This is a genomic window from Rhodococcus sp. NPDC059969 (assembly GCF_042738325.1).
Taxonomy (GTDB): Bacteria; Actinomycetota; Actinomycetes; order Mycobacteriales; family Mycobacteriaceae; genus Rhodococcus_F.
Genome location: NZ_JBHWUF010000002.1, coordinates 94,210 through 120,058, shown reverse-complemented (window position 1 = coordinate 120,058; position 25,849 = coordinate 94,210). Strand labels below are relative to the sequence as shown.

The 25,849-nt window shown below is 63.2% G+C and carries 22 protein-coding genes and 1 riboswitch; of the genes, 16 read left to right on the top strand and 6 right to left on the bottom strand.

Annotated elements, in window-relative coordinates; all coding sequences use genetic code 11:
• The first annotated feature begins 60 nt into the window (after positions 1–60).
• From ACFWAD_RS09455 to ACFWAD_RS09430, 6 genes are read left to right on the top strand one after another with little or no spacing between them, the layout of a single operon-like run.
• Complete coding sequence (locus ACFWAD_RS09455; protein WP_378543134.1) at positions 61–942, top strand: shikimate dehydrogenase; 882 nt, start codon at positions 61–63, stop codon at positions 940–942.
• Positions 943–986: 44 nt separating this feature from the next.
• On the top strand, positions 987–2,939 hold the full coding sequence (locus tag ACFWAD_RS09450) for an FAD-dependent oxidoreductase (protein WP_378543832.1): 1,953 nt from the start codon (positions 987–989) through the stop codon (positions 2,937–2,939).
• Positions 2,936–3,760, top strand: a complete 825-nt coding sequence (locus ACFWAD_RS09445; RefSeq protein ID WP_378543132.1) for an aldo/keto reductase — start codon at positions 2,936–2,938, stop codon at positions 3,758–3,760. The genes ACFWAD_RS09450 and ACFWAD_RS09445 overlap by 4 nt, the downstream gene beginning before the upstream one ends.
• The gene (locus ACFWAD_RS09440; RefSeq protein ID WP_378543130.1) at positions 3,760–4,854 is read left to right on the top strand and encodes a Gfo/Idh/MocA family protein; all 1,095 of its coding nucleotides are present in this window, start codon (positions 3,760–3,762) and stop codon (positions 4,852–4,854) included. Before ACFWAD_RS09445 ends, ACFWAD_RS09440 begins: the two co-directional genes overlap by 1 nt.
• Positions 4,851–6,578, top strand: a complete 1,728-nt coding sequence (locus ACFWAD_RS09435; RefSeq protein ID WP_378543128.1) for an FAD-dependent oxidoreductase — start codon at positions 4,851–4,853, stop codon at positions 6,576–6,578. The genes ACFWAD_RS09440 and ACFWAD_RS09435 overlap by 4 nt, the downstream gene beginning before the upstream one ends.
• The gene (locus ACFWAD_RS09430; RefSeq protein ID WP_378543126.1) at positions 6,575–7,378 is read left to right on the top strand and encodes a sugar phosphate isomerase/epimerase family protein; all 804 of its coding nucleotides are present in this window, start codon (positions 6,575–6,577) and stop codon (positions 7,376–7,378) included. The genes ACFWAD_RS09435 and ACFWAD_RS09430 overlap by 4 nt, the downstream gene beginning before the upstream one ends.
• A 54-nt stretch (positions 7,379–7,432) precedes the next feature.
• Here ACFWAD_RS09430 and ACFWAD_RS09425 read toward each other — a convergent pair whose 3' ends face one another.
• The gene (locus ACFWAD_RS09425) at positions 7,433–8,521 is read right to left on the bottom strand and encodes a 3-deoxy-7-phosphoheptulonate synthase (RefSeq protein ID WP_378543124.1); all 1,089 of its coding nucleotides are present in this window, start codon (positions 8,519–8,521) and stop codon (positions 7,433–7,435) included.
• A gap of 375 nt (positions 8,522–8,896) precedes the next feature.
• Here ACFWAD_RS09425 and ACFWAD_RS09420 point away from each other — a divergent pair, with 375 nt between their 5' ends.
• Complete coding sequence (locus ACFWAD_RS09420; RefSeq protein WP_378543122.1) at positions 8,897–9,946, top strand: ABC transporter substrate-binding protein; 1,050 nt, start codon at positions 8,897–8,899, stop codon at positions 9,944–9,946.
• A gap of 57 nt (positions 9,947–10,003) precedes the next feature.
• Here the strand turns inward: ACFWAD_RS09420 and ACFWAD_RS09415 are convergent, their stop codons facing one another.
• Genes ACFWAD_RS09415 through ACFWAD_RS09405 form a run of 3 tightly spaced genes read right to left on the bottom strand, consistent with a single transcriptional unit; the run spans position 10,004 to position 13,088 of the window.
• A complete protein-coding gene (locus ACFWAD_RS09415) occupies positions 10,004–11,104 on the bottom strand; it encodes a DNA alkylation repair protein (RefSeq protein WP_378543120.1) in 1,101 nt (366 codons plus the stop codon).
• Entirely contained in the window at positions 11,104–11,421 is a 318-nt protein-coding gene (locus ACFWAD_RS09410) for a nuclear transport factor 2 family protein (RefSeq protein WP_378543118.1), read from the bottom strand. Before ACFWAD_RS09410 ends, ACFWAD_RS09415 begins: the two co-directional genes overlap by 1 nt.
• Positions 11,418–13,088, bottom strand: coding sequence for a PucR family transcriptional regulator (locus ACFWAD_RS09405; RefSeq protein WP_378543116.1), 1,671 nt, complete (start codon positions 13,086–13,088; stop codon positions 11,418–11,420). The genes ACFWAD_RS09410 and ACFWAD_RS09405 overlap by 4 nt, the downstream gene beginning before the upstream one ends.
• 195 nt (positions 13,089–13,283) lie before the next feature.
• On the opposite strand from ACFWAD_RS09405, the gene pruA reads away from it, so the two are divergent.
• Entirely contained in the window at positions 13,284–14,945 is a 1,662-nt protein-coding gene (gene pruA, locus ACFWAD_RS09400) for an L-glutamate gamma-semialdehyde dehydrogenase (protein WP_378543114.1), read from the top strand.
• Positions 14,945–15,910, top strand: coding sequence for a proline dehydrogenase family protein (locus ACFWAD_RS09395; RefSeq protein ID WP_378543112.1), 966 nt, complete (start codon positions 14,945–14,947; stop codon positions 15,908–15,910). Before pruA ends, ACFWAD_RS09395 begins: the two co-directional genes overlap by 1 nt.
• Here ACFWAD_RS09395 and ACFWAD_RS09390 read toward each other — a convergent pair.
• Together ACFWAD_RS09390 and ACFWAD_RS09385 are read right to left on the bottom strand one after the other, a co-directional pair.
• Positions 15,890–17,206 carry an NtaA/DmoA family FMN-dependent monooxygenase gene (locus tag ACFWAD_RS09390; protein WP_378543109.1) on the bottom strand — a complete coding sequence of 439 codons (1,317 nt, stop codon included), beginning with the start codon at positions 17,204–17,206 and terminating at the stop codon, positions 15,890–15,892. The genes ACFWAD_RS09395 and ACFWAD_RS09390 overlap by 21 nt on opposite strands.
• Before the next feature lie 113 nt (positions 17,207–17,319).
• A complete protein-coding gene (locus tag ACFWAD_RS09385; protein WP_378543107.1) occupies positions 17,320–17,865 on the bottom strand; it encodes a CGNR zinc finger domain-containing protein in 546 nt (181 codons plus the stop codon).
• Between the two features lie 68 nt (positions 17,866–17,933).
• Here ACFWAD_RS09385 and ACFWAD_RS09380 point away from each other — a divergent pair, with 68 nt between their 5' ends.
• From ACFWAD_RS09380 to metE, 7 genes are all read left to right on the top strand, one after another.
• The gene (locus ACFWAD_RS09380; RefSeq protein WP_378543105.1) at positions 17,934–18,881 is read left to right on the top strand and encodes a DMT family transporter; all 948 of its coding nucleotides are present in this window, start codon (positions 17,934–17,936) and stop codon (positions 18,879–18,881) included.
• Positions 18,882–18,926: 45 nt separating this feature from the next.
• A complete protein-coding gene (locus ACFWAD_RS09375) occupies positions 18,927–19,865 on the top strand; it encodes an ABC transporter ATP-binding protein (RefSeq protein WP_378543103.1) in 939 nt (312 codons plus the stop codon).
• Positions 19,865–20,659: an ABC transporter permease gene (locus ACFWAD_RS09370; RefSeq protein ID WP_378543101.1), complete on the top strand. Its 795-nt coding sequence runs from the start codon at positions 19,865–19,867 to the stop codon at positions 20,657–20,659. The genes ACFWAD_RS09375 and ACFWAD_RS09370 overlap by 1 nt, the downstream gene beginning before the upstream one ends.
• Positions 20,660–21,784 carry a sensor histidine kinase gene (locus tag ACFWAD_RS09365; protein WP_378543099.1) on the top strand — a complete coding sequence of 375 codons (1,125 nt, stop codon included), beginning with the start codon at positions 20,660–20,662 and terminating at the stop codon, positions 21,782–21,784.
• The gene (locus ACFWAD_RS09360; RefSeq protein ID WP_378543097.1) at positions 21,781–22,410 is read left to right on the top strand and encodes a response regulator; all 630 of its coding nucleotides are present in this window, start codon (positions 21,781–21,783) and stop codon (positions 22,408–22,410) included. The genes ACFWAD_RS09365 and ACFWAD_RS09360 overlap by 4 nt, the downstream gene beginning before the upstream one ends.
• 216 nt (positions 22,411–22,626) lie before the next feature.
• A complete protein-coding gene (locus ACFWAD_RS09355) occupies positions 22,627–23,064 on the top strand; it encodes a helix-turn-helix domain-containing protein (protein WP_030535308.1) in 438 nt (145 codons plus the stop codon).
• A 103-nt stretch (positions 23,065–23,167) separates the two neighbouring features.
• Positions 23,168–23,369: riboswitch (cobalamin riboswitch) on the top strand.
• A gap of 158 nt (positions 23,370–23,527) precedes the next feature.
• Positions 23,528–25,792, top strand: a complete 2,265-nt coding sequence (metE, locus tag ACFWAD_RS09350) for a 5-methyltetrahydropteroyltriglutamate--homocysteine S-methyltransferase (RefSeq protein ID WP_378543095.1) — start codon at positions 23,528–23,530, stop codon at positions 25,790–25,792.
• The last annotated feature ends 57 nt before the right edge of the window (positions 25,793–25,849 follow it).

Genomic DNA, 25,849 nt, shown 5'->3' with positions numbered 1-25,849 from the left:
GACCGGCCCCTCGCGTTGATTTTCCGCGAGGGGCCGTCCCCACTTATGCAGGAGAATGTCATGACTACCGAATTCACACGTCACCGAATCGGCCTTGTCGGAGCGGGGATCTCGACCTCCCTCTCGCCGGCGCTGCATTCGCACGAAGCATCAGCACTCGCACTCGTCGATTACAGCTACGAACTGATCGATCTCGAGAACCTGACGGTCTCGGTCGAGAAGACCGGCGAGGTGGTGCGGAGCGCCGTCGCAGGTGGTTTCACCGGGTTGAACATCACCCATCCGTGCAAGCAGGTTGTCGTGGACGCGCTCGACGAACTGTCCGACAATGCCCGATTGCTCGGTGCCGTCAACACGGTTGTCGTCGACAACGGCCGTCTGATCGGCCACAACACCGATCACAGTGGATTCCTCACCGCACTGCAACGCGGTTTACCTGACGCCACCTTGGATCGAGTTGTCCTCGCCGGAGCCGGTGGCGCGGGTTCCGCGGTGGCGTACGCACTCGCTGCGGCCGGTACGACGGACCTCCGCATCGCCGACGTCGATCCCGAACGTGCTGCCGATGTGTGCTCGCGCGTGTCCTCGGCCTTCCCTGCAACGTGCACAACGGCTTTGACGATCGATCAGATCGGCGACAATCTGGCTACGTGCGACGGAGTCGTCAATGCGTCGCCGATCGGCATGGTCGGTCATCCCGGAACCCCCTTCGACCCCGCGGCGCTGCACTCCGAGTTATGGGTCGCGGACATCGTTTATCGGCCGATGCGGACCGAATTACTCGACGCTGCACTCACTCTCGGATGCTCGGTTCTCGACGGTGGTCAGATGCTGGTGGCACAAGCCTCGGACACCTTCACTCTCCTGACCGGTGTCGAAGCCGATACGGACCGCATGCGCAGTCATCTGCGCGATCTGCTCTCCGAGGCGGCACACGCATGAGCACAACCGAGCACCTACTTTCTCGCGAAGTACCAGGAGCGCTGATGAACGTGACTGCGCCGTTCGCCGCACCTCTCGACATGGGCACCGTCCGCCTTCGAAACCGATTCGTGTCGGCTCCGATGGAGCGCAATTACTGCGAGGTCGACGGAACCATGACGGACGAGTACATCGCGTACCTCGCCCGCCGCGCTGAAGGTGGTGCGGCACTGATCTTCACCGAGGCGAGCTACGTGCGCGCCGACGGCAAGGGGCGCATCCGGCAGATGGGCGTCGACGTCGACGAGCGGATTCCGGGCATCAAGAAGATGGTCGACGCTATTCACGCGCATGGAGCGCTCGTCGGAGTCGAACTCAACCACGGTGGTCGCACGGCTCAAGGTTCGGTCAGCGGTTTCGTTCCCGTTGCCCCGACTCCGATTCCGTGCTTGGTGGTCGGCGGCGAGATGCCCGAACAACTCGACGGTGACGACATCGAGCACATCATCGAATGTTTCGGTGAGGCTGCTGCACGATGCCAGAAGGCCGGCGTCGACGTCATCTCCCTGCACGGCGGGCATGGGTATCTGATCCACCAGTTCCTCTCCCCCGCTTACAACCATCGTGACGACGAGTGGGCGGACCCGACTCTCTTTGTCAACAGGGTCATCGCGGCGGTACACGAGCATGCTCCGGGAATCACTCTGGGACTTCGATTCTCAGCCTTCGAGGGAATCGACGGCGGGCTCGACGCCGAGACGACCCGTGCCCGCATCGACGCCATCGACACCGACCGACTCGATTTCCTCGACGTCTCGGCGGGCAACTACGAAGCGGGACAGTGGATCATCCAGCCCGGCGAGTGGTCGCGTGGCCTCCTCGCGCCGTACTCCGAGCAGTACCAGCGCGACTTCGACATCCCGGTGGGCGTAGCCGGCCGCATTACATCGCCCGAAATCGCTGCGCAGATCATCGAATCCGGGCAGGCGAACTTCGTCAGCATGGCACGGACTCTGCACGCTGATCCCGACTTCCCCAAGCGCGCGATCGACGGCGGCCGCTACCGCCCGTGTATCGCATGCAACTACTGCATCGACAGCCTGGCGGCCGGCCCGATCCCATGCTCGGTGAACCCCTGGGTCGGACGTGAATTGGACCAGCCCACGACGCCTGCTGATGTCACCGTGCGAGTCGCCGTCATCGGAGCCGGCCCCTCCGGAATGGCTGCTGCCCGCGACCTCGCACTCGCCGGCCACCGCGTCGACCTGTACGACGAACGCCCCAGTCTCGGTGGCGACTTCGCCTTGGCGTCAAAGTTGCACGAGTATCCCGAATACGGGCGGATCGTGGAGTGGTATCTCGCCGAGCTGGCTGATCTCGGAGTGCAGTGCCACACGTCGACCAGGGCAGATGCCGCTTCACTCGCCGGCCGTGACTTCGACGCGATAGTCCTGGCCGCCGGCGGCGTAGGCCCCACGGTCGATCTCCCCCGAGCAGCAACGCGCACCGTTCGTGACATCCGCGAATTCCTAGTCCTCGAAGATCCTGCCCCCGATGCGATCACGATCTTCGGTGCTGATCGCGAGGCTGCGGCCGTCGCCGACGATCTCCTCCAGAAGGGCACTCAGGTCGTGATGATCGGTCCCCAGGAAACCATCGCCCACGACGTCGGACGACGCGGCAAGATCGTGCTGCTGCCGCGCCTGGCCGCAAGTGAGAACCTCACGACCTACCTGAGCTCGATCATCACCAAGGTCGACACCGACTCGGTCACGATCTCGACGGCCGGTGTGCTGAGCGAGGTCGACGCTCCCGGCGAACTGCTGATCTCACAGGGCGTCGAGCCACGCTCGGAGCTTCTGACCGAACTACGTTCACTGGCACCGCGCCTCGGTGTCCATACCGTCGGCGATGCGAGCGGAGACGGCGGGTCCATTCACGCTGCACTCGTCACCGCCGCCGATGTCGCCGTCACGATCACGGCCGCCGCTGCGGCCCGTCAGGAGATTCACGCATGACTACGCAGGCAGCCGCACCGGTCGCAACTGCATTGCCGCCCATCGGACTCGGAACCTGGCCCCTCGTCGGCGCGGACGCCACGACGTCCGTTCTCTCCGGCATCGAGGCTGGATACCGCCTCATCGACACCGCCGCGATCTACGCCAACGAGGATGCTGTCGGTGTGGCGCTGGCAGAATCTGGTGTACCGCGAGAAGAACTGTTTGTCACCACCAAACTTCGTGGCAACGACCAGGTTTCCGGCGACATCCGGGGCGCCCTCGAGCAGAGCCTGGAACGACTAGGGCTCGACCGGCTGGATCTTTTCCTGATCCACTGGCCGCTCCCGCGAATCGATCGCTATGTTGCGTCGTTCGAGGCGATGCTGGCCTGCCGCGATGCCGGACTGGTCAGGTACGTCGGTGTGTCGAACTTCCTGGAGCACCACTTGCACAGACTCGTCACCGAAACCGGTGAGGCACCGGCAGTCAACCAGATTCAGATGGACCCGTCGCTCGCTCGCATTCCGGTGCGCCGGGCAAACGACGAGCTCGGCGTTTTCACCCAGTCGTGGAGCCCCCTCGGTCGGGGTGACGTGCTCGACAACGCCGTCGTCGGGGAGATTGCCGGTCGAATCGGTTGCACCCCAGCGCAGGTGGTTCTCGCGTGGCACTCCTCGCAGGGCGTGGTCCCGGTCGCGAGGTCAGCTAACCCGACCCGCCAGGCCGAGAATCTGGCGGCTCTCGACGTGACACTTACCGCCGAAGACGTCACCGCACTGAACAGTCTCGACCGCGGCGAGTCCGCGGCGCGGGACGTCGAAGCAGAGGAGCATTTCTGATGACGTTGAAAGTCGGAATCGTCGGCTGCGGCAAGATCGCCGGCAACCATGCCCGTGCTCTGCAACAAGTACCCGGCGTCGAGGTGATCGGCTGCTGCGATCCCGATATTGGGCGCGCTCAGGAGTTCGCGGCACTCCACGGCATTCCCGCAGCCGTCAGTTCCGTTGACGAACTACTTGCTCTCGGTCTCGATGCCTGCACCGTCTGCACGCCTCACCCGGTGCACGAAGAGGTCGTCGTTGCCGCGGCCGAGGCCGGTGTACATGTGTTGTGCGAGAAGCCCATCGCGGTGGATGTTGCCGCAGCCGACCGCATGATCGAGGCCGCCGACCGAGCCGGTATCACCTTCGGCGTCCTCTTCCAACGACGCTTCTGGCCGGCAGCGCGTCGTATCCGGGACGCGATCGACGACGGCCGGATCGGGCTTCCCACGCTCGGTGAGGCGTCGGTGATCCTGCATCGTCCATCGAGTTACTACTCGGCCGACGCGTGGCGCGGACGCTGGGACACCGACGGGGGCGGCGTGCTCATGACGCAGGCCGTGCACCAGATCGACATGCTGGCCTGGTTCATGGGCGAGGCCGTCTCGGTCAGTGGCTTCATCCGCACCCATACTCACGGTGAGCACATCGAGACCGAGGACAGCGCGTCGGCGGTGATTTCCTTTGCCTCGGGCGGCACCGCCACCGTCACCGCGACCACGGGTGCCAATCACAATTTGGGCAACCGCGTCACGGTGATCGGGCGCTCCGGAGCAATTGCCAGTGTCCTCGAGTTCCCCGAAGGGCACGAGGGTGTCAACGAAATCTGGACCGTAACAGGCGAAGTGGAATTCCAGTCGCCGTACTCCGCGGACGCCGACGCGAATCTTGATGTGGGCGCGGTCAATGCGGCACTGACCGACTTCCATACATTGCAGGTGCAGGACTTCGCCGACGCCGTCCTGACCGGGCGCGAACCCGCCGTCACCGGACGCGACGCCCGCGCGTCGCTGGCCATCATCGCCGCAATCTACGAATCGTCACGAACCGGGAAGGTTGTCGAACTGTCGTCGACGCCGACCCTCGCAACAACTGCCAAGGAGCAGAAATGAGCAGCAGTACCCCCCTCACCTACGACGTGGTTGTCGTGGGCTCCGGCGCAGGTGGGCTTTCCACAGCGATTGCCGCAGCAAATGGCGGCGCGTCCGTCCTCGTGGTCGACAAGGCCGACACCTGCGGCGGCGCAACGGCATGGTCGGGTGGGTGGATGTGGACTCCGCGCAACATGTTTGCCATCGCAGATGGTGTTGTCGAGGATCGCTCGGCACCGCGGACATATTTGGAGAACCGACTCGGCGACAACTTCGACGCCGCGAAGGTGGATGCACTCCTCGACGGCGCACCGGAGATGGTCGAGTTCTTCGAACGCAAGACCGCGCTGAAGTTCGTTCCCGGAGCCAAGATCGCCGACATTCACGGTGACACACCGGGTGCCGGCACCGGTCACCGGTCCGTCGGACCGAAACCGGTGAGTCTGCGAAAGCTCGGGCCAGATGTTGCGGCCTTGCTCCGTCGGCAGTTGTACGAGACGTCGTTCCTCGGAATGGGCATCATGGCCGGCCCCGATCTGCAGGCGTTCCTCCACTCGACGCGGTCACCGAAAGCCTTTGCGCACTGCGGTGTTCGAGTCACCAAGCACATGTTCGACCTCGCCACCAAGCGTCGCGGTCAGCAACTCGTCAACGGTACTGCCCTGGTCGGCATGATGCTGCGTTCAGCGCTCGATCTGGGCGTCGAGTTTCGGGTCAAGACGTCCGCGACCGCATTGCAGACCGATGACGACGGCCGCGTTGTCGGCGTCCGTCTCGAAGGTCCGGACGGTGCGTACTCGGTAACAGCCACGCGTGGCGTTGTACTCGCCACCGGCGGCTTTGCACACGACATCGATCGACGACGCGAATTGTTCCCGCGCACCCCAACCGGACACGAACACTGGTCGCTCACCCCGAAGACAACCACCGGCGACGGCATCACCCTCGGCGAATCCGTGGGCGGACGACTCGACCGCACGCTCGCCTCCCCCGTTGCCTACTGCCCCGTCTCCATCGTTCGTTACCGCAACGGCAAGGAAGGTGTGTTCCCCCACATCCTCGACCGCGGAAAGCCCGGCGTCATCGGGGTTCTCGCGAACGGCAGGCGGTTTGTCAACGAAGCACTCGGCTACCACGACTACACGCTTGCGATGGTCGAGCAGGTTCCTGAGGGCGATGAGGTGTGCTCGTGGCTGATCGCCGATCAGCAGTACGTGCGCTACCTCCCGCTCGGCATGGCCAAGCCACTACCGATCCCGATCCAGCCGTATCTGCGCTCGGGATACCTCACGCGGGGGCGCACTGTTCGGGACTTGGCCGAGAAGATCGGCGTCGATGCGGCGCAGTTGGAGAAGACCGTCTCGGCGTTCAACACCGGAGCTCGCAGTGGCGACGACCCCGAGTTCGGTCGCGGCGCAACACCGTTCAACCGGGGATCCGGTGATACCGCCAATCCCTGGCCGAACCCGTCACTCGCGCCGTTGCAGAAGGGTCCGTACTACGCGGTGAAGGTGGTACCCGGCAGCTTCGGCACCTTCGCCGGGCTTGTCACCGACTCGTCGTCGCATGTCCTCGACGACAACGACCGCCCCATCGAGGGATTGTTAGCTGTGGGTGTCGATCAGGCCAGCGTGATGGGTGGGCATTACCCCTCCGGCGGTATCAACCTCGGTCCGGCCATGACCTTCGGTTACCTGGCAGGCCGGGAACTGGCCGGCACCAAAACAGTTGGAGCGCACGCATGACACTCTCACTCGGGCTGGCGGCCCTCACCGTGCTCGATACCGCACCGATGCAGCATGTCGACTTGGCCGAAAAGCACGGCTTCGACACGATCGGTATCCGGTTGATGCCCGCGGCACCGGGTACGACGGCGTACCCCCTGCACGAGGACAAGCAGGGGTTGAACGAACTGGTGCGTCGACTGGATGATTCACCGGTCGAGGTATTCGATCTCGAAATCATCCGTCTTGCAGCCGACTTCGATCCCGCCGACTACGTTCCGCTCCTCGAAGCGGGAGCGCAGCTCAGCGCCAAGGCCGTTCTGGTCGGTGGCGACGACCGTGACCGTGCTCGTCTCACGGACTCCTACGCCCGCCTCGCGGAACTGTGCGCGAACTACGGCATCGTCGCCTCACTCGAGTTCATGCCGTGGACCGCTGTGCCCGATGCGCGGGCGGCCATCGAGATCGTCTCGGCGGCAGACGGTCCGGCTCGTAGTGTCCTGGTTGACGCATTGCACACCGACCGCTCGGCGACAACGCTCGAGGATCTTGCGTCCATCCCTCGCGAGTGGCTGCACTACGCCCAGATGTGCGACGGTTCGACCCCCGCTCCCACTGGGGACGCAGAGCTGATCCGTCAGGCCCGCGAGGAGCGTCTGGTGCCCGGCACCGGCGGCATCGCCCTGGCCGACATCTGGTCGACGTTGCCCGCCGGGCTGCCGGTCAGCGTCGAATTGCCCAACGAGCCACTGCGCCGCGCCGTCGGCACGGACGCTTGGCTGGAACGCCTGGTCACGGCCACGCGAGAAGTGTTGGCTTAGCGGCCCTGTGCGCGTTTAGCGAGTCCAGGCACTCCCTAAACGCGCACGGGGGCGTCAGCCCCTCCGAGCCGCAACAGCCCGCGCCAAACGATCCAACTGCGCTGCCGTGGTGGACCAGTCGATGCACGCGTCGGTGATCGACTGACCGTAGGTGAGCTCGTCCGCCTTGCCCAAGGTCAGGTCCTGACGTCCGGCCTCGATGAAGCTCTCCAACATGACGCCGGCGATTCCCCGCTCACCCTCGGTCAGACGACGGGCAATGTCGTCCAGGACGATGACCTGACGCTCGTGGTCCTTGCTGCTGTTGCCGTGGCTCGCGTCGATGACCACGCGCTCGGGCAAGTTCGACTTGCGCAGGCGGGCAAGGGTGTCTGCGACTGTCTCGGCATCGTAGTTCGGTCCGTCGCTGCCGCCGCGAAGAATGACGTGGCAGTCGGGGTTGCCGGCGGTGCGAATCAAGGCTGCCTGACCGTCGAGGTCGGTTCCGGGGAACACATGGCTCGCGGCGGCAGCGCGGGTACCGTCGACGGCTACCTGCACGTCACCTTCGGTGGAGTTCTTGATACCGACGGGCATGGACAGTGCGCTGCACAGCTGGCGATGCACCTGGCTCGCAGCGGTCCGGGCACCGATCGCACCGTAGCTGACCAGGTCCGCAATGTACTGAGGCATGATCGGGTCGAGGAATTCACAACCGACAGGCAGACCCAGACTCGACACGTCGAGAAGCAGTTTGCGACCGATACCGAGCCCGGTGTTGATGTCGAAAGTTCCATCGAGGTGCGGATCGTTGAGCAGTCCCTTCCACCCGAGCGTGGTGCGCGGCTTCTCGAAGTAAACGCGCATGACGATGTGCAGATCGTCCCGCAACTCCTCGGCCTTGGCGGCCAACCGGCGGGCGTAGTCCATCGCGGCTTCCGGATCGTGCACAGAGCACGGACCTACAACGACGATCAAACGATCGTCGTCACCGTTGAGGATGTTGATGGTGTCTGCACGACCGGTGCGCACGGTTGCGGCCGCGACCTCGTCCGGAGCGTGCTGAGCACGAACAGTCGCCGGTGACACGAGCGGACTGATACTCACAGTGCGCTGATCGTCGAGGCTGTCCGAAGATGCGGTGGTGTCGATGGTGACAGTCATGGGGTTTTCGGTTTCCTGTTCTCAGGCCGACCCCAGAGATGAAGAGAAACTCCAGCGAGCCGGTCTGTAGTCCGGCTCTTGGGTGGAGGTTGTCAGCGCGTGGTTACGCCGGCAGGCCCACCCGGGGCCGGCCTGCTAAACCAGAAATAAACGCGCTGCATGTCGGCCACGATACCTCGAGTTCGGATCAGATGGGCGTGCCCCTCCACTCCGAGCCGAGTCCGAGGAGAGCGTCCCCCAGCACGAGTCCGTTGAAGAATGGCCAAATCCGCTGAGCGGTTGGCGCTTTCGAGCAAGGCTCCGACATCGAAGTTCGAATACGTTGAGTGGGCACCCTGCCAATGCCCGGAACATCAGATGGAGCTGCGCCTTCTCATGCCTGTGATCGAATCGACCGAAACCGTCCACCCGAGGGTTTCCCCTTCCGCGCCCGAAACCGCCTGGCAGTCGACGAAAGATGTGGACCGCGAATTCACCCGTCTGATCGATTCCTTGACACGACGTGGCTTCCTGACCGGTGCGACGGCGCTCGGTGCACTGGGCGCACTGTCTGCGTGTTCGAGCGAATCCAACGGCACCGAAGCTTCGGACGAGTGGGTCGACATCGTCGTCGCGGACCAGGCCTACCGCCTCCCGCGGATCCCCAAGCGTGTCGTGGTGCTCGAAGCCCGAGGAGCCCTCGATTTCGCACTACTGGCCGAGTACCCGATCGTCGCGACCAATTGGGATCCGAAGTCTCAACTCATGCAGCAGGTACCCGCCGGCGCAGCTCGCCTCGGTGGGACGAACAACGAACCGAATGCCGAATCGATACTGAGCCACGACCCCGATCTGTTGGTCGTCGGGAAAGGCTGGTGGGATTACTACCAGGACAAGGGCCTGCTCGGCACTGACATCGCACCGGTGCTCGTCGTCGACGAAGGCAAGACGGGCTCGTCCTGGAAGCACGCCATGACCGCGCAACTCACGGCTCTCGATCGCCGCGAGGTCGCTGAGCGCGTCATCGCCCGATACAACGCTGAACTTGCACAAGCGCGGGCCAAGATCGGTGGTCTCCTCGAAGGAAAAACGATCGCGATCGCCGGCGCAGACAGCGGTCAGATCTGGCTGCAAAACAACACGTTCGCGGTGTCGGTTGCGCAGGACCTCGGCTTGAACGTCTTGACCGACGCTGCCCATGCCGCACCCGATCGGAAGGATTCGACCTTCTACAGCCTCGAGGAGTTCGCCATCTTCGACCAGGCCGACTTCGTGTTGCTACAGAACCCAGACGCTGTCGAAGCCGAATCGCCCACGTGGAAACGAGTACGGGCTGTCCAAAACGACAATGTCGGGCAGTTGCGCTACGACCTCAACAACGGCCTCGCTCTGACTGCCATGGCCCTGGCCGCTGATATCGCCGAACAAGTACAAGTCATGCGCTGACATCTGTGCGGCATTCGTTCAGGACTCGAGTGACCCCGTCTCACCGGGTGGGGTCATTCACGCATCCAAACGGAATACACCTCGCACCTGGCGTACGCCGTTGATCTGTACCTCGACGGCATGGTCGCCTGCGTAGTACTTCCGGGTACTGATCGGTTTGAAGGAATGCTTCTTCGCGATGCGGGCCGGAACCCCGGGCTCCAGCGTTCGTGTCGTCAGTTTGAAGACCTTGGGCGTCGTCTGCCCGTTGGCCTTCACGTGGTGGACGATGTAATCGATCACGACGGTGACGGACTCGCTGCCGTTGTTCGTGACGGCGAAGTCGAAGGTGAGTTCTCCACCCGCATCGACTGTTTCGCGGTCGATGACGAAGCCCTCGACCACGACGTCGGTGGGCGGCGAGAACCCCAAAAGCGACAGAGCATCTGGGTCGCCGGCCTTGATCAACGTCCGCAATGCATGTTTGACGATTTTCAGTGTGTTGGAATCCGGTGTCTGTAACCAGCGCTTCGCGGTCGATACTGCGAGCGCTGCATCGGCACGACTGAGATCGTTGAGATGGTTTGCGACCGAACGGCGTACATATTCGGAATCATCCCGGTACAGCTCGTCGAGAATGGAGATTGTCGACTCGGGACGCGCCGTCAACTCTTTCACTCGCCTTCCCCAAGGCAAACGTGTACGAGTGCCTTCGGTCGCCAAACGCCGGACGTGTTCGTCTTCGTGCCCGGTCCAGGCGAGTGCAATCGCCAGAGAACGGTGAAGGTCCGTTTCAAGGAAGGTTCGAATCGCGAATTCACCAGTCAGACGCGAAGTCAGCTCAGCGAGGAGTGCCATTCCACCGTCGAAATCCGACTCGGAGCCGCTCCGTGTCGCCGTGACGGCAACTGCTTCGGTGACCGGCCAGATCATCCACCCCGTGAAGGTCTCCTCTTCGAGCCCACGACGGATGATCTCCGCGAAAACCGGAAAGTCCTCGGGCAGTTCGGCAATCATCGCGTCCCGTACGACGCGTGTGCGCTCACCGAGACTCATTCCGTCGAATTCGGATGAACTACCTCGAACGAGGGAAAGGCGCGTATCACCAGTCGCACGCTCGAGGCAGCCTGCCAGATCGGCCACGACGGATACCCCGAGAAGTTCGTCAGCTGTGGGCATCAGGGGCACACCGTGAGAGCGGAAACCCGATCACCGTCGAAAGTGAAATGGTGATGTAACTGGACCGGGCTTCCCGGAAAATCACCCTCGACCTTCACAGACACGACAACGGCCGAGCCAGGCGTGTGCACCGACTCGATCTTCTGGGTGAAGGTGAACGCAGTCGACACGGCGGACTTCCACGCCACGATTTCGTCGATGCCGAAATACGTCCGGCCATCGTCACGCACTACCGCGTCTTCGGTGAACACGTCGCGGACATCGCCGCCGTCGAAGTACGCGCGCGCTGCGCCTGGCACCTTCGCTGAGTCGATCATTCGCGAAGCGTACTGCTGGGGTCCGACAGGTTCGGCGACCTCACTGCGCGAGCGGAGGCCGCCAGCTGAATCTCCATCAACAGCCTCGCCGACGGCTCGGACAGGTCGGTATCTGTGATCTCCTCGACCCTCTTGATCCGATACCGGAGTGTGTTCGGGTGAATGCGAAGCTGCTCGGATGCACGCCGGACATCGCCCGAATGTGCGAGGTAAACGGAGACGCTTTCACGCATGTTCGACCCGTTGCGCCCGTCGTAGACGTCGAGCGCGTCGATTCTCGGATCATGCAGTTGCTCGTCGGCCGCGATCGTGTTCATGATTTCGCGCAGCAGCACCGGGGTACGCGAGTCCGCGAGAGTGGTCACACGAGCATCCCCCGACGTGCCGTCGAGTACCCGATCCACTTCGGCCCGAGCCTGAGCCACCTCGGCAAGCGTCGAGACCGGAGACGACACGGCGGCCCGTAAACCCGAGGGCGACACCTTGTCCAAACGCGCGATAACTTCGCGGGTCCACGAGACTGTGGATTTCACGGATTGGGTTCGGGGAAACAGCACATAGAGCCGGGTGCCGACGGCACTCACCAGCGATTCACGCTGAAAGGCGCTGGCGTGCAGGCGCAAAGACGACACGAGTTCACCCGAAGACGGCAGCCCACCGCCACCGACGCCCGCCACCCCGATCACCATCGCCGGTCCGGACATGGGAATGGACAACGAGGCCGCCAGGGAAGGAACGTCGACGCCCCCGCCTCGAACCCCGAGCAACCGCTGAATCTGTATCGCCTCGTTGTTCGGTGCGTCCCGAATACGCGAAATCAGCCGAGCAGCAACGGCAGCGGCGCCTCGGAGGACGCTGTCGGCGTCGCCGGCAATGGGAAGCGGGCCTTCCTGAACCCAGATAGTGCCGAGCAGGCCAGAATTGAAACCACTCTCCCCCTTGATGTTCTCGGAGATCCTGCGTATCGGAACCACCAACCGTCGCCTGATTGCGAGGTCTTCGTGGGCAGGCACCTCGACCACGTCGTCGCTGCGGCGCAGGCTCTCGAAGACACCCCACTCTTGCAGCTTTCGGAGGTATTCGTGAGGACCTTCGCGTCCGAGAATGGATCGTTTGCGTAGCTCGTCCGCAGCATCCCCCGATGCCGAGTAAGCCAAGACATGAGAACGCTCGTCCTCGATACTGACCATTCCCCGCGTGAGTGCTGCGACGTTCTGCGCCAACTCGAACAAGTCTGTGTCACTGCCGAATACGACGTCGTCCGAATCCTGTCGGGATACCGAATGATCGAGCACGCCGCGGACCGTGGTGAACAATCGATCCCAACGAGCGTCCGCATGGACCGCTATCAACGCGATCCCGGCGCGGTTTGCCGCTTCCTGCACCGACGTGTCCGAGGCCTCCTTCGACATGACGGCCCGAGGCGCTGAGCCACTCTGATCGAGGCGGTTCAACCAGACCGCCAGTTCGGCTGCACTGACACCGACAGTGAGCCAGAGCTCAGAGGATTCGACGTCTGCAGTTCTGGGGCGCACGAGGTCCCCGACCTCCGCGAACACCACGGAATCGACGAAGAAGTCGTCGCCTGGCGGCGCGAGGACGAGCTCGACAAAGGCTCCACCCAGTGCTCCAAGGACCGCGTCGAGCCTGACCCCACGGATAGACACGTACCACCAACTTTCCGGACCGTTCCTACGCCTTGATTTCGAGAATAGTGCATTTTCCTGCGAAAACAGTTCAGCCGATCGGACAAACACGGCCGCCGATATTTGGCCGCTCAGCGGATTACTCACCGAGATCTTTCGACTTGACTGGTGAACAACACGACAACTGCCCACTCCTGAGTCTGCCGAAGGATCGTCATGGACGCCGTCACCAATGTCCCCCACCCCTCCAACGAACCGGTCAACAATTACGCGCCGGGAAGCCCGGAACGATCTCGCCTACGCACCAAGCTGACCGAACTGGCCGAAACACCGACCGACATCAGACAGGTCATCGGTGGCGTCCACCGCACCGCGGAAGGTAAGCGGGAGAAAGTCGTTCAACCACACCGTCACAGTTCCGTGATCGGATCATTTGCGGGCGCAACGCACTCGGACGTTCGAGACGCAATCGACGCCGCCACCCTCGCCGCCCCCGCCTGGCGCGACCTCTCGTTCGACGACCGGGCTGCAGTCTTCCTGAGAGCTGCCGACCTGCTCTCCGGACCGTGGCGTGAAACCATCGCCGCCGCAACAATGCTCGGGCAGTCCAAGACCGCATATCAGGCCGAGATCGACGCACCGTGCGAACTGATCGACTTCTGGCGATTCAACGTCGCATTCGCTCGTCAGATACTCGCCGACCAGCCCGTTTCCGCTCCGGGAGTATGGAATCGCGTCGAATATCGGCCGCTCGAAGGCTTTGTCTACGCGATCACGCCCTTCAATTTCACCGCCATCGCCGGAAATCTACCCACCGCACCGGCACTGATGGGCAACACCGTGATCTGGAAGCCGTCACCGACGCAAGCCGTCGCGGCGTACCTGACGATGCAACTACTCGAAGCCGCCGGCCTCCCGCCCGGGGTGATCAATCTCGTTCTCGGCGACGGCCCCATGGTGTCCGAGGTCGCGCTTGCCGACCCCCGCCTGGCGGGCATCCACTTCACCGGATCCACCGCAACGTTCCAGCGATTGTGGCGTGAGGTCGGAGCCAACATCTCGAACTACCGGACGTATCCGCGTCTCGTCGGCGAAACCGGCGGCAAAGATTTTGTACTCGCACACAGTTCCGCTGACCCGGACGTACTCACGACGGCGTTGATCCGCGGGGCCTTCGACTACCAGGGACAGAAATGCTCGGCCGCGTCACGCGCATTCGTCCCGAAGTCGGTGTGGGCCAAGATGGGCGACACGTTCATCGACACGGTGTCGTCACTGAAATACGGCGACGTCACCGACCTGACGAACTTCGGCGGCGCCGTCATCGACCAACGGTCCTTCGACCGCAACGCCGCCGCGATCGTCCGCGCCAAGTCGACCAGCAGCCTCACCATCGCAGCGGGCGGCGACTACGACGACCGCGAAGGGTTCTTCATCTCGCCGACCGTCCTGCTCGGCGACGACCCCAGTGACGAGGCATTCAGCACCGAATACTTCGGTCCCATACTCTCGTTGCACGTCTACGACGACTCCGCACCGAATGCCTACGCCGACACCCTCGCTCGTATCGACAGCGGATCCGCCTACGCCCTGACCGGCGCCGTGATCGCCACCGACCGTGCCGCCGTCGATCAGGCCCACCAGGGTCTGCGGTTCGCCGCCGGAAACTTCTACGTCAACGACAAGCCCACGGGAGCGGTTGTCGGACAACAACCCTTCGGAGGTGCACGGGCCTCGGGCACCAACGACAAGGCCGGTTCGCCACAGAATCTACTCCGTTGGGCTTCGACGCGAACCGTGAAGGAAACCTTCGTTCCTCCCACCGATCATCGTTACCCCCACCAGGACGTCGATTCAGCCGAAAGCGAGAACCGTTGATGAGTGCCGTGTCCCTGAGCAACCCGCTGCGCCCTGTACTTCTGGCGGCAGCGCGCTCGCCGCGACTGGAGAAGACAGTCTCCGGAATGGCCTTGACCCGCAAGCTGGTAGACAGATTTGTCGCCGGCGACGCGGAACCCGCAGCGGTCTCCGCCGTACGCGACATCCTCACCGGTGGCCGGTTCGCGACGGTCGACTACCTCGGCGAGGACACCACTGATCCAGCTCAGGCAACGGCGACCGTCGACGCCTATCTCTCTCTTCTCCGCACCTATGCAACGCTTTCCGACACCGCCGGGACGCAACACCCCTTCGAGGTCTCACTCAAACTCTCCGCACTGGGGCAGTCGCTCCCCGGCGACGGTGAGAAGATTGCGCTGGCGAATGCACACCGAATTCTCACAGCAGCGGACGAAGTGGGAGCGTGGGTCACCGTCGACGCAGAGGATCACACCACCACCGACTCGACGCTGTCCATCGTGAAAGAATTGCGCCGCGACTTCCCGACGCTCGGTACCGTTCTGCAGGCCTATCTGCACCGCACGGAAGCCGATTGTCGCGAGTTCTCCGGACCGGACTCGCGAATTCGCCTGTGCAAGGGCGCATACAAAGAGCCGGCAGGGGTCGCATTTCAAAAGCCCGCCGAAGTCGACGCGTCGTACCTGCGTTGCCTGAAGGTCTTGATGGAGGGTGACGGATACCCGATGGTCGCCTCCCATGACCCCGCGATGATCAACGCCGCACTCGAACTCGCCACACTCACCGAGCGGACACCCGAGGATTTCGAGTTCCAGATGCTCTACGGCATCCGCGACGGCGAACAACGCAGATTGGTCGCCGAAGGCAATCACCTGCGGGTCTACGTTCCCTACGGCAGCCAGTGGTACGGCTACTTCATGCGTCGCCTCGCGGAACGACCGGCCAACCTCATGTTCTTCATGCGCTCACTCGCCTCCAACAACTAAGGCGCCGGAAACTGTTGGCAGCGGCGGCAACTCGAGATTCTCGCGGAACGTACCGCCGACGTAGTCCGTTCCCACGATTCCGCGCTTGCGTAGTTCCGGCAGCAGACCGTTCGTGACGAAATCGCGCGTGCGCGGATCGGCAAGGTCACCGAGGGTGATGACGTCGAGGACACCCGCGTCGTAACGCTCCGCGATCGCATCCGCGAGATGTTCCGGGGTGCCCGCCGCTGCCCAGTGGCCGGTATCCCTGGAAGCGATGATCAACTCACGCAGCGTCTTTCCTTGCGCGGCGAGCTTGCCGAAGATCTCGACCCGACCCCGTCGTCGATTCACCGACGACGGGTCCGGGATCAACGACTCCGGGATCGGCCGGTCCAGCGGCAATTCCGAGAAATCCACGTCGCCGCCGAACATGTCGGCAAGCCGCGTGCGTCCGGCGTCGAAGTCCGTCGATTCCTCGGCCTCTCGGACCAATCGGTCGACTTCGGCTTCGGTGGCGCCGTACGTTGCGTGGAACGAGCTGAAAATCAGTGGCAGTTCGTCCCCACGCCCCAACTCTGCCGCCCTTGCGCGAATGGTCTTCGTGTAGGTGACCGCGTCCTCGAAGGTTGGGAGAGAGGTGAATACGACCTCTGCGAAGCAAGCACCAAGTTCGATACCCCCGGCAGACTGGCCCGCCTGGAATTGAACCGGACGACGCTGCGGCAGTGAGGGAATGTTCAACGGCCCCTGCACGGTGAAATACTTGCCTCGGTGCTCGATGGGGACCACCCGCGACGGATCCAGCACTGCGGACCCTTTGCCCTGGACCAGGGCACCGGGCTTCCAGCTGTCGAACAGTGCGTTGACGACCTCGAGCGACTCTGCCGCTCGGGCGTACCGCTCTTCCGGACTCGGCAGCGTCAGGTCACTGTAGTTCTCTTCTCCGAGTGAGGAAGTGACCGCATTCCACGCAGCTCTGCCGTTGCTGACATGGTCGAGGGTGCCGAACAACCGCGCCAGGTTGAAAGGGTGATGAAACGTGGTCGTGACGGTCGCGATGAGGCCCACGTGGGTGGTTACCGCACTCAGCGCGGCAAGAAAGATCAGCGGTTCCTGCGCGCCGATCGCGCCCTGCGCACCGAAGCTCAACAGGTCGGCGGCAAACAGTCCGTCGATCTTGTTCGCCTCGGCCGTCTTCGCGATTTCGATCGCGGACGCGAGCGTCGAAGTCGTCGGATCGATCGCGGCGTCGTAGATACTCGCCGCCCCGCTGACACCGGTCACCGTTTTGAGCGGACGCCTACGATCGGCCACCGAATATCCTCCTGGCTTCGCGAAATCTGTTCCGACTTCACAACGCTAGACCGATCCTGGCTCCCGACAAGGTATTCACTCAGCCTGGTCCTAACCCTCCGAACACCACTCGGTTACGCCCTGGATCTACGGGCACGATAGGCGGCGACGTGTGCCCTGTTCCCACAGTTTCCGGTGTCGCAGTATCGCTTCGAACGATTGCGCGACAGATCCACGAAGACCGCGCCGCAGTCCCGGGCCTCACACCATCGCAGTCTCGAGAATTCGTCGGTTCGGATCAGATCGAGCACACCCATCGCCGCTTCTGCGGCCATCCGGTCCACCAGCGGCGAATCGTCGGCGGTGACGTGCAGATGCCAACCGAGGTCGTCGTGCCTGGTGAGCCGCGGCCGCGCACCCGATTCGAGCAACAGAGTGTTCACCACCTCGACGGCGTTGTCCACTCCCGCAACTTCCCAGAACTGTCGCAGCCTGGGACGCAGTGCACGAACCGCCGTCAATTCCTCCAGCGTGCCGTCCCGCCTGCCGGTCCAGTGATCCGCGTCGAGAAACCGTGTCAGTTCCTCTTGATCCGGAAGCAGTTCGGCCCCGCCGCGGTCCGTGTTGACCAACGAGGCAGCGAAGACGAGCGCCGATTCCGTGTCACCAGCAAAATGCACTTTGACTCCTGAGCTGTATCAACCTAATGTCAGCATCGTAATCGCTTTTACTCCTGACGGGTGACGACGTGAACTCTCGCAACGGCTTGATCTTCGCTCTGCTGTCCGCGGCAACGTTCGGCGTATCGGGCCCGTTCGCGAAATCTCTCATCGAATCAGGGTGGTCCCCCGGCGGCGCAGTATTCGCGCGCGTTGCCGGCGGCGCACTGGTGATGATGGTGATCGCAGTAGCCACCCAGTGGAATCGCCTACGCCAGGTGAGCGCCCACACGCGAACGGTACTGCTGTACGGGGTGTTCGCGATCTCGGGCGTTCAACTGTGCTTCTTCAATGCCGTGCAACATCTTTCGGTCGGAGTCGCCCTGCTGCTCGAATACCTTGCACCGATCATCGTCATCGGGTGGGTGTGGATCACCAAAGGCGCGCGCCCGAGTGTGCAGACACTTCTCGGTGCAGCGGTTGCCCTGATCGGTGCCGCCGTGGTGATCGACGTCTTCGGATCGGCGGAGATCAGTGCCGTCGGCGTCGCCTGGGGATTGGCGGCAGCTGCCTGTCTTGCAGTCTATTTCGTCATTTCCGAGCGCGCGGACGGCGACCTCCATCCCGTTGTACTCGCGGCGTCCGGGCTCACCGTCAGCGCACTGGTCATCGGCACCCTCGGACTCGTCGGCATCCTCCCCTTCCAGTTCTCGGCCTCGAACACCGTCGTGGCAGAACACTCGGTGGGCGTGTGGCTGCCGGTAACGGTTCTCGTCCTGGTCAGCACCGTCATCGCCTATCTCACCGGCATCGCCGCGATCACGCTCCTGGGACCAACCATCGGATCCCTGGTAGCGCTGACCGAAGTGCTGTGTGCGGTTGTCGCCGCCTGGATCCTGGTCGGGGAGTCCGTCACCGCACTACAAGCTGCGGGCGGTGCAGCCATCATCGCCGGTTTGGTCCTCGCCCGACTCGGCCAGGTTGCACCGAAACAGATACCGGCCGACCCGATGACAAATGTCATGGCAGAAGAATGACGGACGGACGAGGGTTCACGTCCTCGAAGCGAGCAGATTCTATGTATGACCTCAGCACAGGCACTGCATCCACTCAGTGAAGGATCGACACACGACGCCGTCCGGTTGACCGGACTTCGCAAGAGTTTCGGCACCGTCGACGCAGTCAAGGGAATCGACCTGAGCATCCGCCCCGGCGAGATCGTCGCGTTCCTCGGCCCGAACGGCGCAGGCAAGACCACGACCATCGACATGATTCTCGGCCTGTCTCGGCCGACGTCGGGCGAGGTGAGCGTCTTCGGAATGTCACCTCGATCAGCGATAGCGCGCGGACTCGTGTCCGCAGTCATGCAGACCGGCGGGCTGCTCAAAGAACTGACAGTGGCCGAGACCGTACAGCTGACCGCCAGTCTGTACGCCCATTCCCGTCCGGTCGACGAGGTGCTGGGGAGAGCCGGAATCCTCGACATCTCCGATCGCCTCGTCAGCAAATGCTCGGGCGGACAACAACAACGCCTACGATTTGCGATGGCGTTGCTGTCGGACCCGCAATTGCTCATTCTGGACGAGCCGACCACCGGCATGGACGTCGAAGGGCGACGGGACTTTTGGTCCGCCATCCGCGCCGACGCCGATCACGGTCGCACTGTGCTCTTTGCGACGCACTACCTCGAAGAAGCCGATGTCTACGCCGACCGCATCATCCTGGTCCGGCAAGGCACCGTGGTCGCAGACGGGACCACAGCCGAGGTCAAGTCCATGGCGTCCGGACGGACCCTGCGCGCGACAGTCCCCGGCATCACCGACGAACTCCTGCGCGCGATTCCGAACTCGGACGCCGTCGAGGTGCGTGGCGAGTCACTGCTCGTGCACTCGGGTGACACCGACGCCGTTGCACGGTTCCTGTTGACCAACACGCAGGCTCGCGATCTCGAAATCGTCTCCCGCGGTCTCGAAGACGCCTTCATCGCGCTCACGTCGAACAACTCCGAAGGACAGAAGTGATGACCACTGCAACCGAACCGAACACCTACGGGGCCGAGCGAACCGTCGTACCTCTCGGCGGATTCAACACGACGCTTCTGCGACTGGAATTCCGTCGTCTGACCCGCAATCGGCGCACGATGATCTTCACGCTCGTCATGCCGGTTGTCTTCTTCCTCGTCTTCGGGCTCGGTCAAGGCGACGACGATCACGGGATCGGGCATGGCAATGTCGCCGCGTACATCATGATCAGCATGGCGCTGTACGGCGCGATGCTGGCCACGACCAGCGGCGGAGCGATGGTCTCGATCGAACGGGCGTCGGGATGGAGCCGGCAACTTCGGCTGACTCCCCTGACGCCAGTCGCCTACATCGCCGTCAAACTGATCATGGCAATGCTGCTCGGGCTCGTCTCGATTCTCGTGGTCTACGCCGTCGGCTCGTTCACCTCCGCTCAGATGGACGGATCACTGTGGTTCACAACAGCATTGATCGCGTGGCTGGGATCGTCGATCTTCGCGGCGTTCGGCCTGTTCATGGGATATCTGCTGCCCAGCGAGAACGTCATGCAGTTGCTCGGGCCAGGACTGGCCCTGCTCGCCTTCGGCGGCGGACTCTTCGTGCCGCTCGAAGACGGTTCGGTATGGGCGAGCATCGCGCAGTTCACACCGATGTTCGGCATCAACGCCCTCGCCCACGCACCGCTGACGGGCAATAACATTCACTGGACCTGGATCGTCAATATCCTGGTGTGGTTCGCCATCTTCGCCGGCGGAGCGATCTGGCGATTCCAACGAGATACGGAGCGTGTGTAGTTGTCGGAAACGACTGACCGAAACGATTCCGTCGCATTGCCGCGACGGAATCGTTTCGGCGTTCTCTTCGCGGCGGTCTGGATGGTGTTTCTCGGCGGACCGCTGATCGAGGGATGGAATCTGCGCGACGAACTGCGCGGCTGGACAGGGATTCTCGCGACGATCGCCTTCGGTGCGCTCTACCTCTACACCTTCGCCACAACGCAGCAGCGGCGACGAATGACGATGACTCGGCCGACGATTCGCGAAGCTGCACTGGCTCTGACCGCCTTGACCGCATTGGCCGCTGTGATGATCGTCAGCGTCGGGCCGACGGGATTGGCAGCGGCCCCTTATCTCGCGGTGACAGCGGTGACGCTGCTCCCGACCGTCGCGGGCGGCATTCTCGCCTTGGTGTTCGCGGCCTCCGTGGAGATAGTGAGCCTCTCGTCAGGGTGGGGAAATTACTCCGGCCTCTCACTCGGTGTCTGCGCGGCCGCATTTGCGACATGGGGCATCATGTCGCTGATCAGCCGTAACTTCGCCATGCTCCATGAGCGCGAAGAGCAGGAGCAGCGAGCGATCATGGAGGAGCGAACGAGGATGGCGCGCGATCTGCACGACATACTCGGGCACTCACTGACCGTCATCACGATCAAAGCCGAATTGGCCAACCGCTTACTGGACGTGGACATCGAACGCGCGCGCAGCGAACTCGACGACCTCGAAAGACTCTCTCGCGACGCGTTGGCAGACGTCCGCTCGGCAGTCGAAGGATTTCGTGGGATTTCGCTACCCGTCGAGATAGCACGTGCGCGAGAGGCATTGCGTGCGGCAGGGATCGACGACGAGGTGCCGAGCAGTACCGACATGGTTCCTACGCGCCTTCGTGAACTCTTCGCATGGACGATCCGTGAGGGCGTGACCAACGTGGTTCGACACAGCGGGGCAACACACTGCCGGATCACGGTCGACGAGAAAAGCGCGACTGTCGTCGACGACGGACACGGGGCCGGGTCGGTGTCTTCCGGCAACGGACTGATCGGATTGCGAGAGCGAGCCGGTGCGTCGGGCGCACGAGTGGTCATCACTCATCCCCAGCCGCAGGGGTTTGCACTTCAGGTAGTCGAACAGGAGAAAGTGTGAGCAACCAGGGCGAGCGGGCATCCATACGGCTGCTCTTGGCGGACGACCAGGCACTCGTGCGAGGAGCGCTGGCCGCGCTGCTCGATCTGGAATCCGACCTGTCCGTAGTGGCCGAGGTCGGCCGCGGTGACGAGGTAGTGGCCGCCGTTCTCGAGCACCGCCCGGATGTTGCGCTTCTCGATGTCGAGATGCCTGGCATGGACGGGATCGCCGCGACGGCAGCCCTTCGCGAGGCAGCACCCGACACCCGAGTCCTGATCGTCACCACGTTCGGACGTCCCGGATTTCTTCGCAAAGCCCTGCACGCCGGGGCCGGCGGGTTCGTCGTCAAGGACACGCCCGCCAGGCAGCTTGCCGACGCCGTCAGACGTGTCCATGCCGGATTGCGCGTCGTCGATCCCACCCTTGCGGCCGACAGCCTCGTCAGCGGCGAGTCGCCCCTGACAGAACGTGAGACCCAAGTCCTTCGGGCCGCACACGACGGCGCACCCGTGGCAGCCATCGCTTCGGAACTCTTCCTCTCCCCGGGAACGGTTCGAAATCATCTGTCGGCCGCGATGGGTAAAACCGGTGCCACGACCCGTGCCGAAGCCGTCAGAATCGCCGAGGCGAACGGCTGGCTCTGATCAGAACGGGAGAGAACCCGCTTCCCGGCAAATAGTTCGCCGCTCGTTCATCGATGGCAATTTGTCCAGATCACTCAAAGTAGGGACCTTATACCCTAGGGATTTGCCCAGAAAACTACCCGGTCACGCAAGTCCGAAACAGCTAATCGTTCGATAACTGGCTATGATGCAGTTAATTGAATTGACGGAGCCTGTGTAACGGGGAAGGGGCGTCTCATGTCGAACCAGTTCAACGATCGATTGAACTCGCTGTTCGAGACTGCCGACTTTCACGTCACCAATGCGATGGTCGTTCGCGGCATGACCGAGTTCGGTTGCCGCATTTCGACTCCGTATCTGTCACAACTGCGCACCGGCGTCCGAACCAATCCGTCACCGGAAGTGGTCGCCGCCCTCGCGCACTTCTTCAACGTCCATCCGGACTACTTCTACGCCCCGTCCGACCACACTCCGCCCGCCATCTCCGGTGGCGAAGCTGACCTTTCTCTGCTCGAACAGTTGCACAACGTGCGCCTGCGAAACCTCACCTCGCGAGTCGTCGACCTCTCACCGTCGTCGCAGGATCTGCTCGTGGAAATGGCGGAAAATCTGCGCTCCTCGGAGAATCTTCCGCGCGTACCACCGGACTCGAATTCCTACATGTCTCGCGCCTAGTGCTTCGTCGACTCTCCTTGACTGCTCAGGGAGGGTTGGCCTTATGCTGGTCGATGCAGCTGGTTCGCCCGGCACGGTCATGAGGAGCCCCGAAGACCGTTCCCGGCGTCGAAGCCCCGTCAGCGCAAGCTGTCGGAGTGAGAGGGAACCCGGTGAAAATCCGGGACTGTCCCGCAGCGGTAAGCAGGAACGACCGCCGTTTATGTGCACTGGGCATCCGCCTGGGAAGCGACGGCCAGTAGGTTCGATCCAACTCGATCGAGTGCCCGCGAGTCCGAAGACCTGCCGACTGTGTCGGGCACGCCGTGCCCGACGGTCCACCGCCTCGTGGAATGGGCGTGTAGATCTCCATCGGACCTCGTGTGCGGTGCGGGCAGTGCTGCCCGCCGAAACTCGAGGTCTCGTGAGGTGTACCCGTCTGCCGGCAGTGGCCATCAATGCATTGGCAATCTGGAGAAACTCCGTGACAACGACATTCACTTCGACCGTGCTGGGCTCACCGCGCATCGGTCCTCATCGAGAACTCAAGCGGGCAACCGAAAGCTACTGGGCGGGGCGCATCGACGCCGACGCCTTGCAGAGCGTGGCCCGTGACCTCCGTCGGCAGGGCTTGGCCGACCTCCGTGACCTGGGCCTCGACTCAATCCCGGTCAACACCTTCTCCTTCTACGACCAGATGCTCGACACCGCAGTTCTTCTCGGCGCACTACCCGATCGCGTCGCGCCCGTCACCGATCCGTTGGACCGCTACTTTGCAGCTGCCCGTGGGACGGACACCATTGCGCCGCTGGAAATGACGAAGTGGTTCGACACCAACTACCACTACCTGGTGCCGGAGATCTCACCGTCCACCACTTTCGAACTCGACCCGTCCAAGGTCTTGTCCGAACTGGCAGAAGCGCTTTCCGACGGCATTGCGGCCCGCCCGGTCGTCATCGGACCGGTTACCTTCCTGCTGCTCTCGAAGGCTGTCGGCACAGACGAGCCGCTGCTCTCGCGGCTCGACGAGCTACTCCCCCTCTATGCGGACCTACTCGGCCGGCTCGTGAAGGCCGGTGCAGGGTGGGTCCAGCTCGACGAACCGGCGCTCGTGGGCGATCGCACCGACGAGGAGATCGAAGCGGCACGCGCTGCGTACGAACAGCTTTCGGCACTTTCGGAGCGACCGTCGATTCTGTTGGCGTCGTACTTCGGTTCGCTGCGTGACGCGTTGCCTGCACTTGCTTCGACCGGCGTCGAAGGATTTGCCGTCGATCTGGTGGCCGGTCAGGATTCGATCGGCTCCGTACCTGAACTCGCCCGCAAACTAATCGTCGCCGGAGTGGTCGACGGACGAAACATCTGGCGATCGGATCTGGACTCGGCACTGAGCACATTGGGCGCTCTGCTGGGGAGCGTCGATACGCTTGCCGTCTCCACGTCGTGCTCTCTGCTGCACGTTCCGTACACGCTCGACGCGGAAGCCGGGGTCGACAAGGCACTGCGCTCGTGGCTCGCGTTCGGCACCGAGAAGGTCAAGGAAGTAGTCACTCTCGCAACCGCTCTCACACAGGGTCGGGAATCGGTGGAGGACGAGTTCGCTCTGGCGCGAGCGGCCGCCTCGACCCGCAAGGACGATCGCAGACTCAACGACGCGAGTGTTCGAGGCCGTCTCGACGCCGTTCTGAACTCGGCGACCGGTCGCGCGCCCGCCGCCGAGCGTCGCGCTGCCCAGGAAGAGTTGCTCTCTCTTCCGCCGCTCCCCACGACGACCATCGGCTCGTACCCGCAAACGTCGAAGATCCGTATCGCTCGCGCGGCGCTGCGCAAGGGCGAGATCGACGAAGCCGAGTACGTCAACCGTATGCGCGCCGAGATCGCCGAAGTTGTTGCGCTCCAAGAAAAGCTGGATCTCGACGTCCTTGTTCACGGTGAGCCGGAACGCAACGACATGGTCCAGTACTTCGCGGAGCAGTTGGACGGGTTCTTCGCCACCGCCAACGGGTGGGTCCAGTCGTACGGCACCCGCTGCGTGCGTCCGCCGATTCTGTACGGCGACGTCTCGCGTCCGAAGCAGATGACCGTCGACTGGATCACGTACGCACAATCGCTGACCGACAAGCCTGTCAAGGGCATGCTCACCGGGCCCGTCACCATCCTTGCCTGGTCCTTCGTCCGCGACGACCAACCGCTTGCCGACTCGGCAAATCAAGTCGCACTGGCCATTCGAGACGAGACGGTCGATCTGCAGGCCGCCGGAATCGGAATCATCCAGGTCGACGAACCCGCACTACGTGAACTACTCCCGCTGCGTGCGGCGGACCAGCCCGCCTATCTGGACTGGTCCGTCGGCGCTTTCCGGTTGGCCACCTCGGGCGTCGCAGATTCCACCGCGATCCACACCCACCTGTGCTACTCCGAGTTCGGAGCGGTGATCGGTGCCATTGCCGGTCTCGACGCGGACGTCACGTCCATCGAGGCGGCGCGATCACACATGGAGGTGCTCGACGATCTCAGTTCGGTCGGGTTCGACCTCGGCGTCGGCCCGGGCGTCTACGACATCCACTCACCGCGTGTGCCGAGCGTCGACGAGATCGCCGAATCACTGCGTGAGGCACTCAAAGCTGTTCCGGTCGAACGGTTGTGGGTCAATCCGGACTGCGGTTTGAAGACCCGCGGCCCGGTCGAGGTCGAAGCGTCGCTGCGTAACCTCGTCGAAGCCGCGAAGTTGGTCCGAGCGGAGCTTTAGGGGCAAAGCCCCTGTGCGCCTTTTTGGTAGTGGGCACTACCAAAAAGGCGCACGGGG

What these genes read in the sequence shown, in the direction of transcription:
- ACFWAD_RS09455 (WP_378543134.1), top strand. Translation starts at nt 61, where the DNA reads ATGACTACCGAATTCACACGTCACCGAATCGGCCTTGTCGGAGCGGGG.
- ACFWAD_RS09450 (WP_378543832.1), top strand. Translation starts at nt 987, where the DNA reads ATGAACGTGACTGCGCCGTTCGCCGCACCTCTCGACATGGGCACCGTC.
- ACFWAD_RS09445 (WP_378543132.1), top strand. Translation starts at nt 2,936, where the DNA reads ATGACTACGCAGGCAGCCGCACCGGTCGCAACTGCATTGCCGCCCATC.
- ACFWAD_RS09440 (WP_378543130.1), top strand. Translation starts at nt 3,760, where the DNA reads ATGACGTTGAAAGTCGGAATCGTCGGCTGCGGCAAGATCGCCGGCAAC.
- ACFWAD_RS09435 (WP_378543128.1), top strand. Translation starts at nt 4,851, where the DNA reads ATGAGCAGCAGTACCCCCCTCACCTACGACGTGGTTGTCGTGGGCTCC.
- ACFWAD_RS09430 (WP_378543126.1), top strand. Translation starts at nt 6,575, where the DNA reads ATGACACTCTCACTCGGGCTGGCGGCCCTCACCGTGCTCGATACCGCA.
- ACFWAD_RS09425 (WP_378543124.1), bottom strand. Translation starts at nt 8,521, where the DNA reads ATGACTGTCACCATCGACACCACCGCATCTTCGGACAGCCTCGACGAT.
- ACFWAD_RS09420 (WP_378543122.1), top strand. Translation starts at nt 8,897, where the DNA reads ATGCCTGTGATCGAATCGACCGAAACCGTCCACCCGAGGGTTTCCCCT.
- ACFWAD_RS09415 (WP_378543120.1), bottom strand. Translation starts at nt 11,104, where the DNA reads ATGCCCACAGCTGACGAACTTCTCGGGGTATCCGTCGTGGCCGATCTG.
- ACFWAD_RS09410 (WP_378543118.1), bottom strand. Translation starts at nt 11,421, where the DNA reads ATGATCGACTCAGCGAAGGTGCCAGGCGCAGCGCGCGCGTACTTCGAC.
- pruA (WP_378543114.1), top strand. Translation starts at nt 13,284, where the DNA reads ATGGACGCCGTCACCAATGTCCCCCACCCCTCCAACGAACCGGTCAAC.
- ACFWAD_RS09395 (WP_378543112.1), top strand. Translation starts at nt 14,945, where the DNA reads ATGAGTGCCGTGTCCCTGAGCAACCCGCTGCGCCCTGTACTTCTGGCG.
- ACFWAD_RS09375 (WP_378543103.1), top strand. Translation starts at nt 18,927, where the DNA reads ATGACCTCAGCACAGGCACTGCATCCACTCAGTGAAGGATCGACACAC.
- ACFWAD_RS09370 (WP_378543101.1), top strand. Translation starts at nt 19,865, where the DNA reads ATGACCACTGCAACCGAACCGAACACCTACGGGGCCGAGCGAACCGTC.
- ACFWAD_RS09355 (WP_030535308.1), top strand. Translation starts at nt 22,627, where the DNA reads ATGTCGAACCAGTTCAACGATCGATTGAACTCGCTGTTCGAGACTGCC.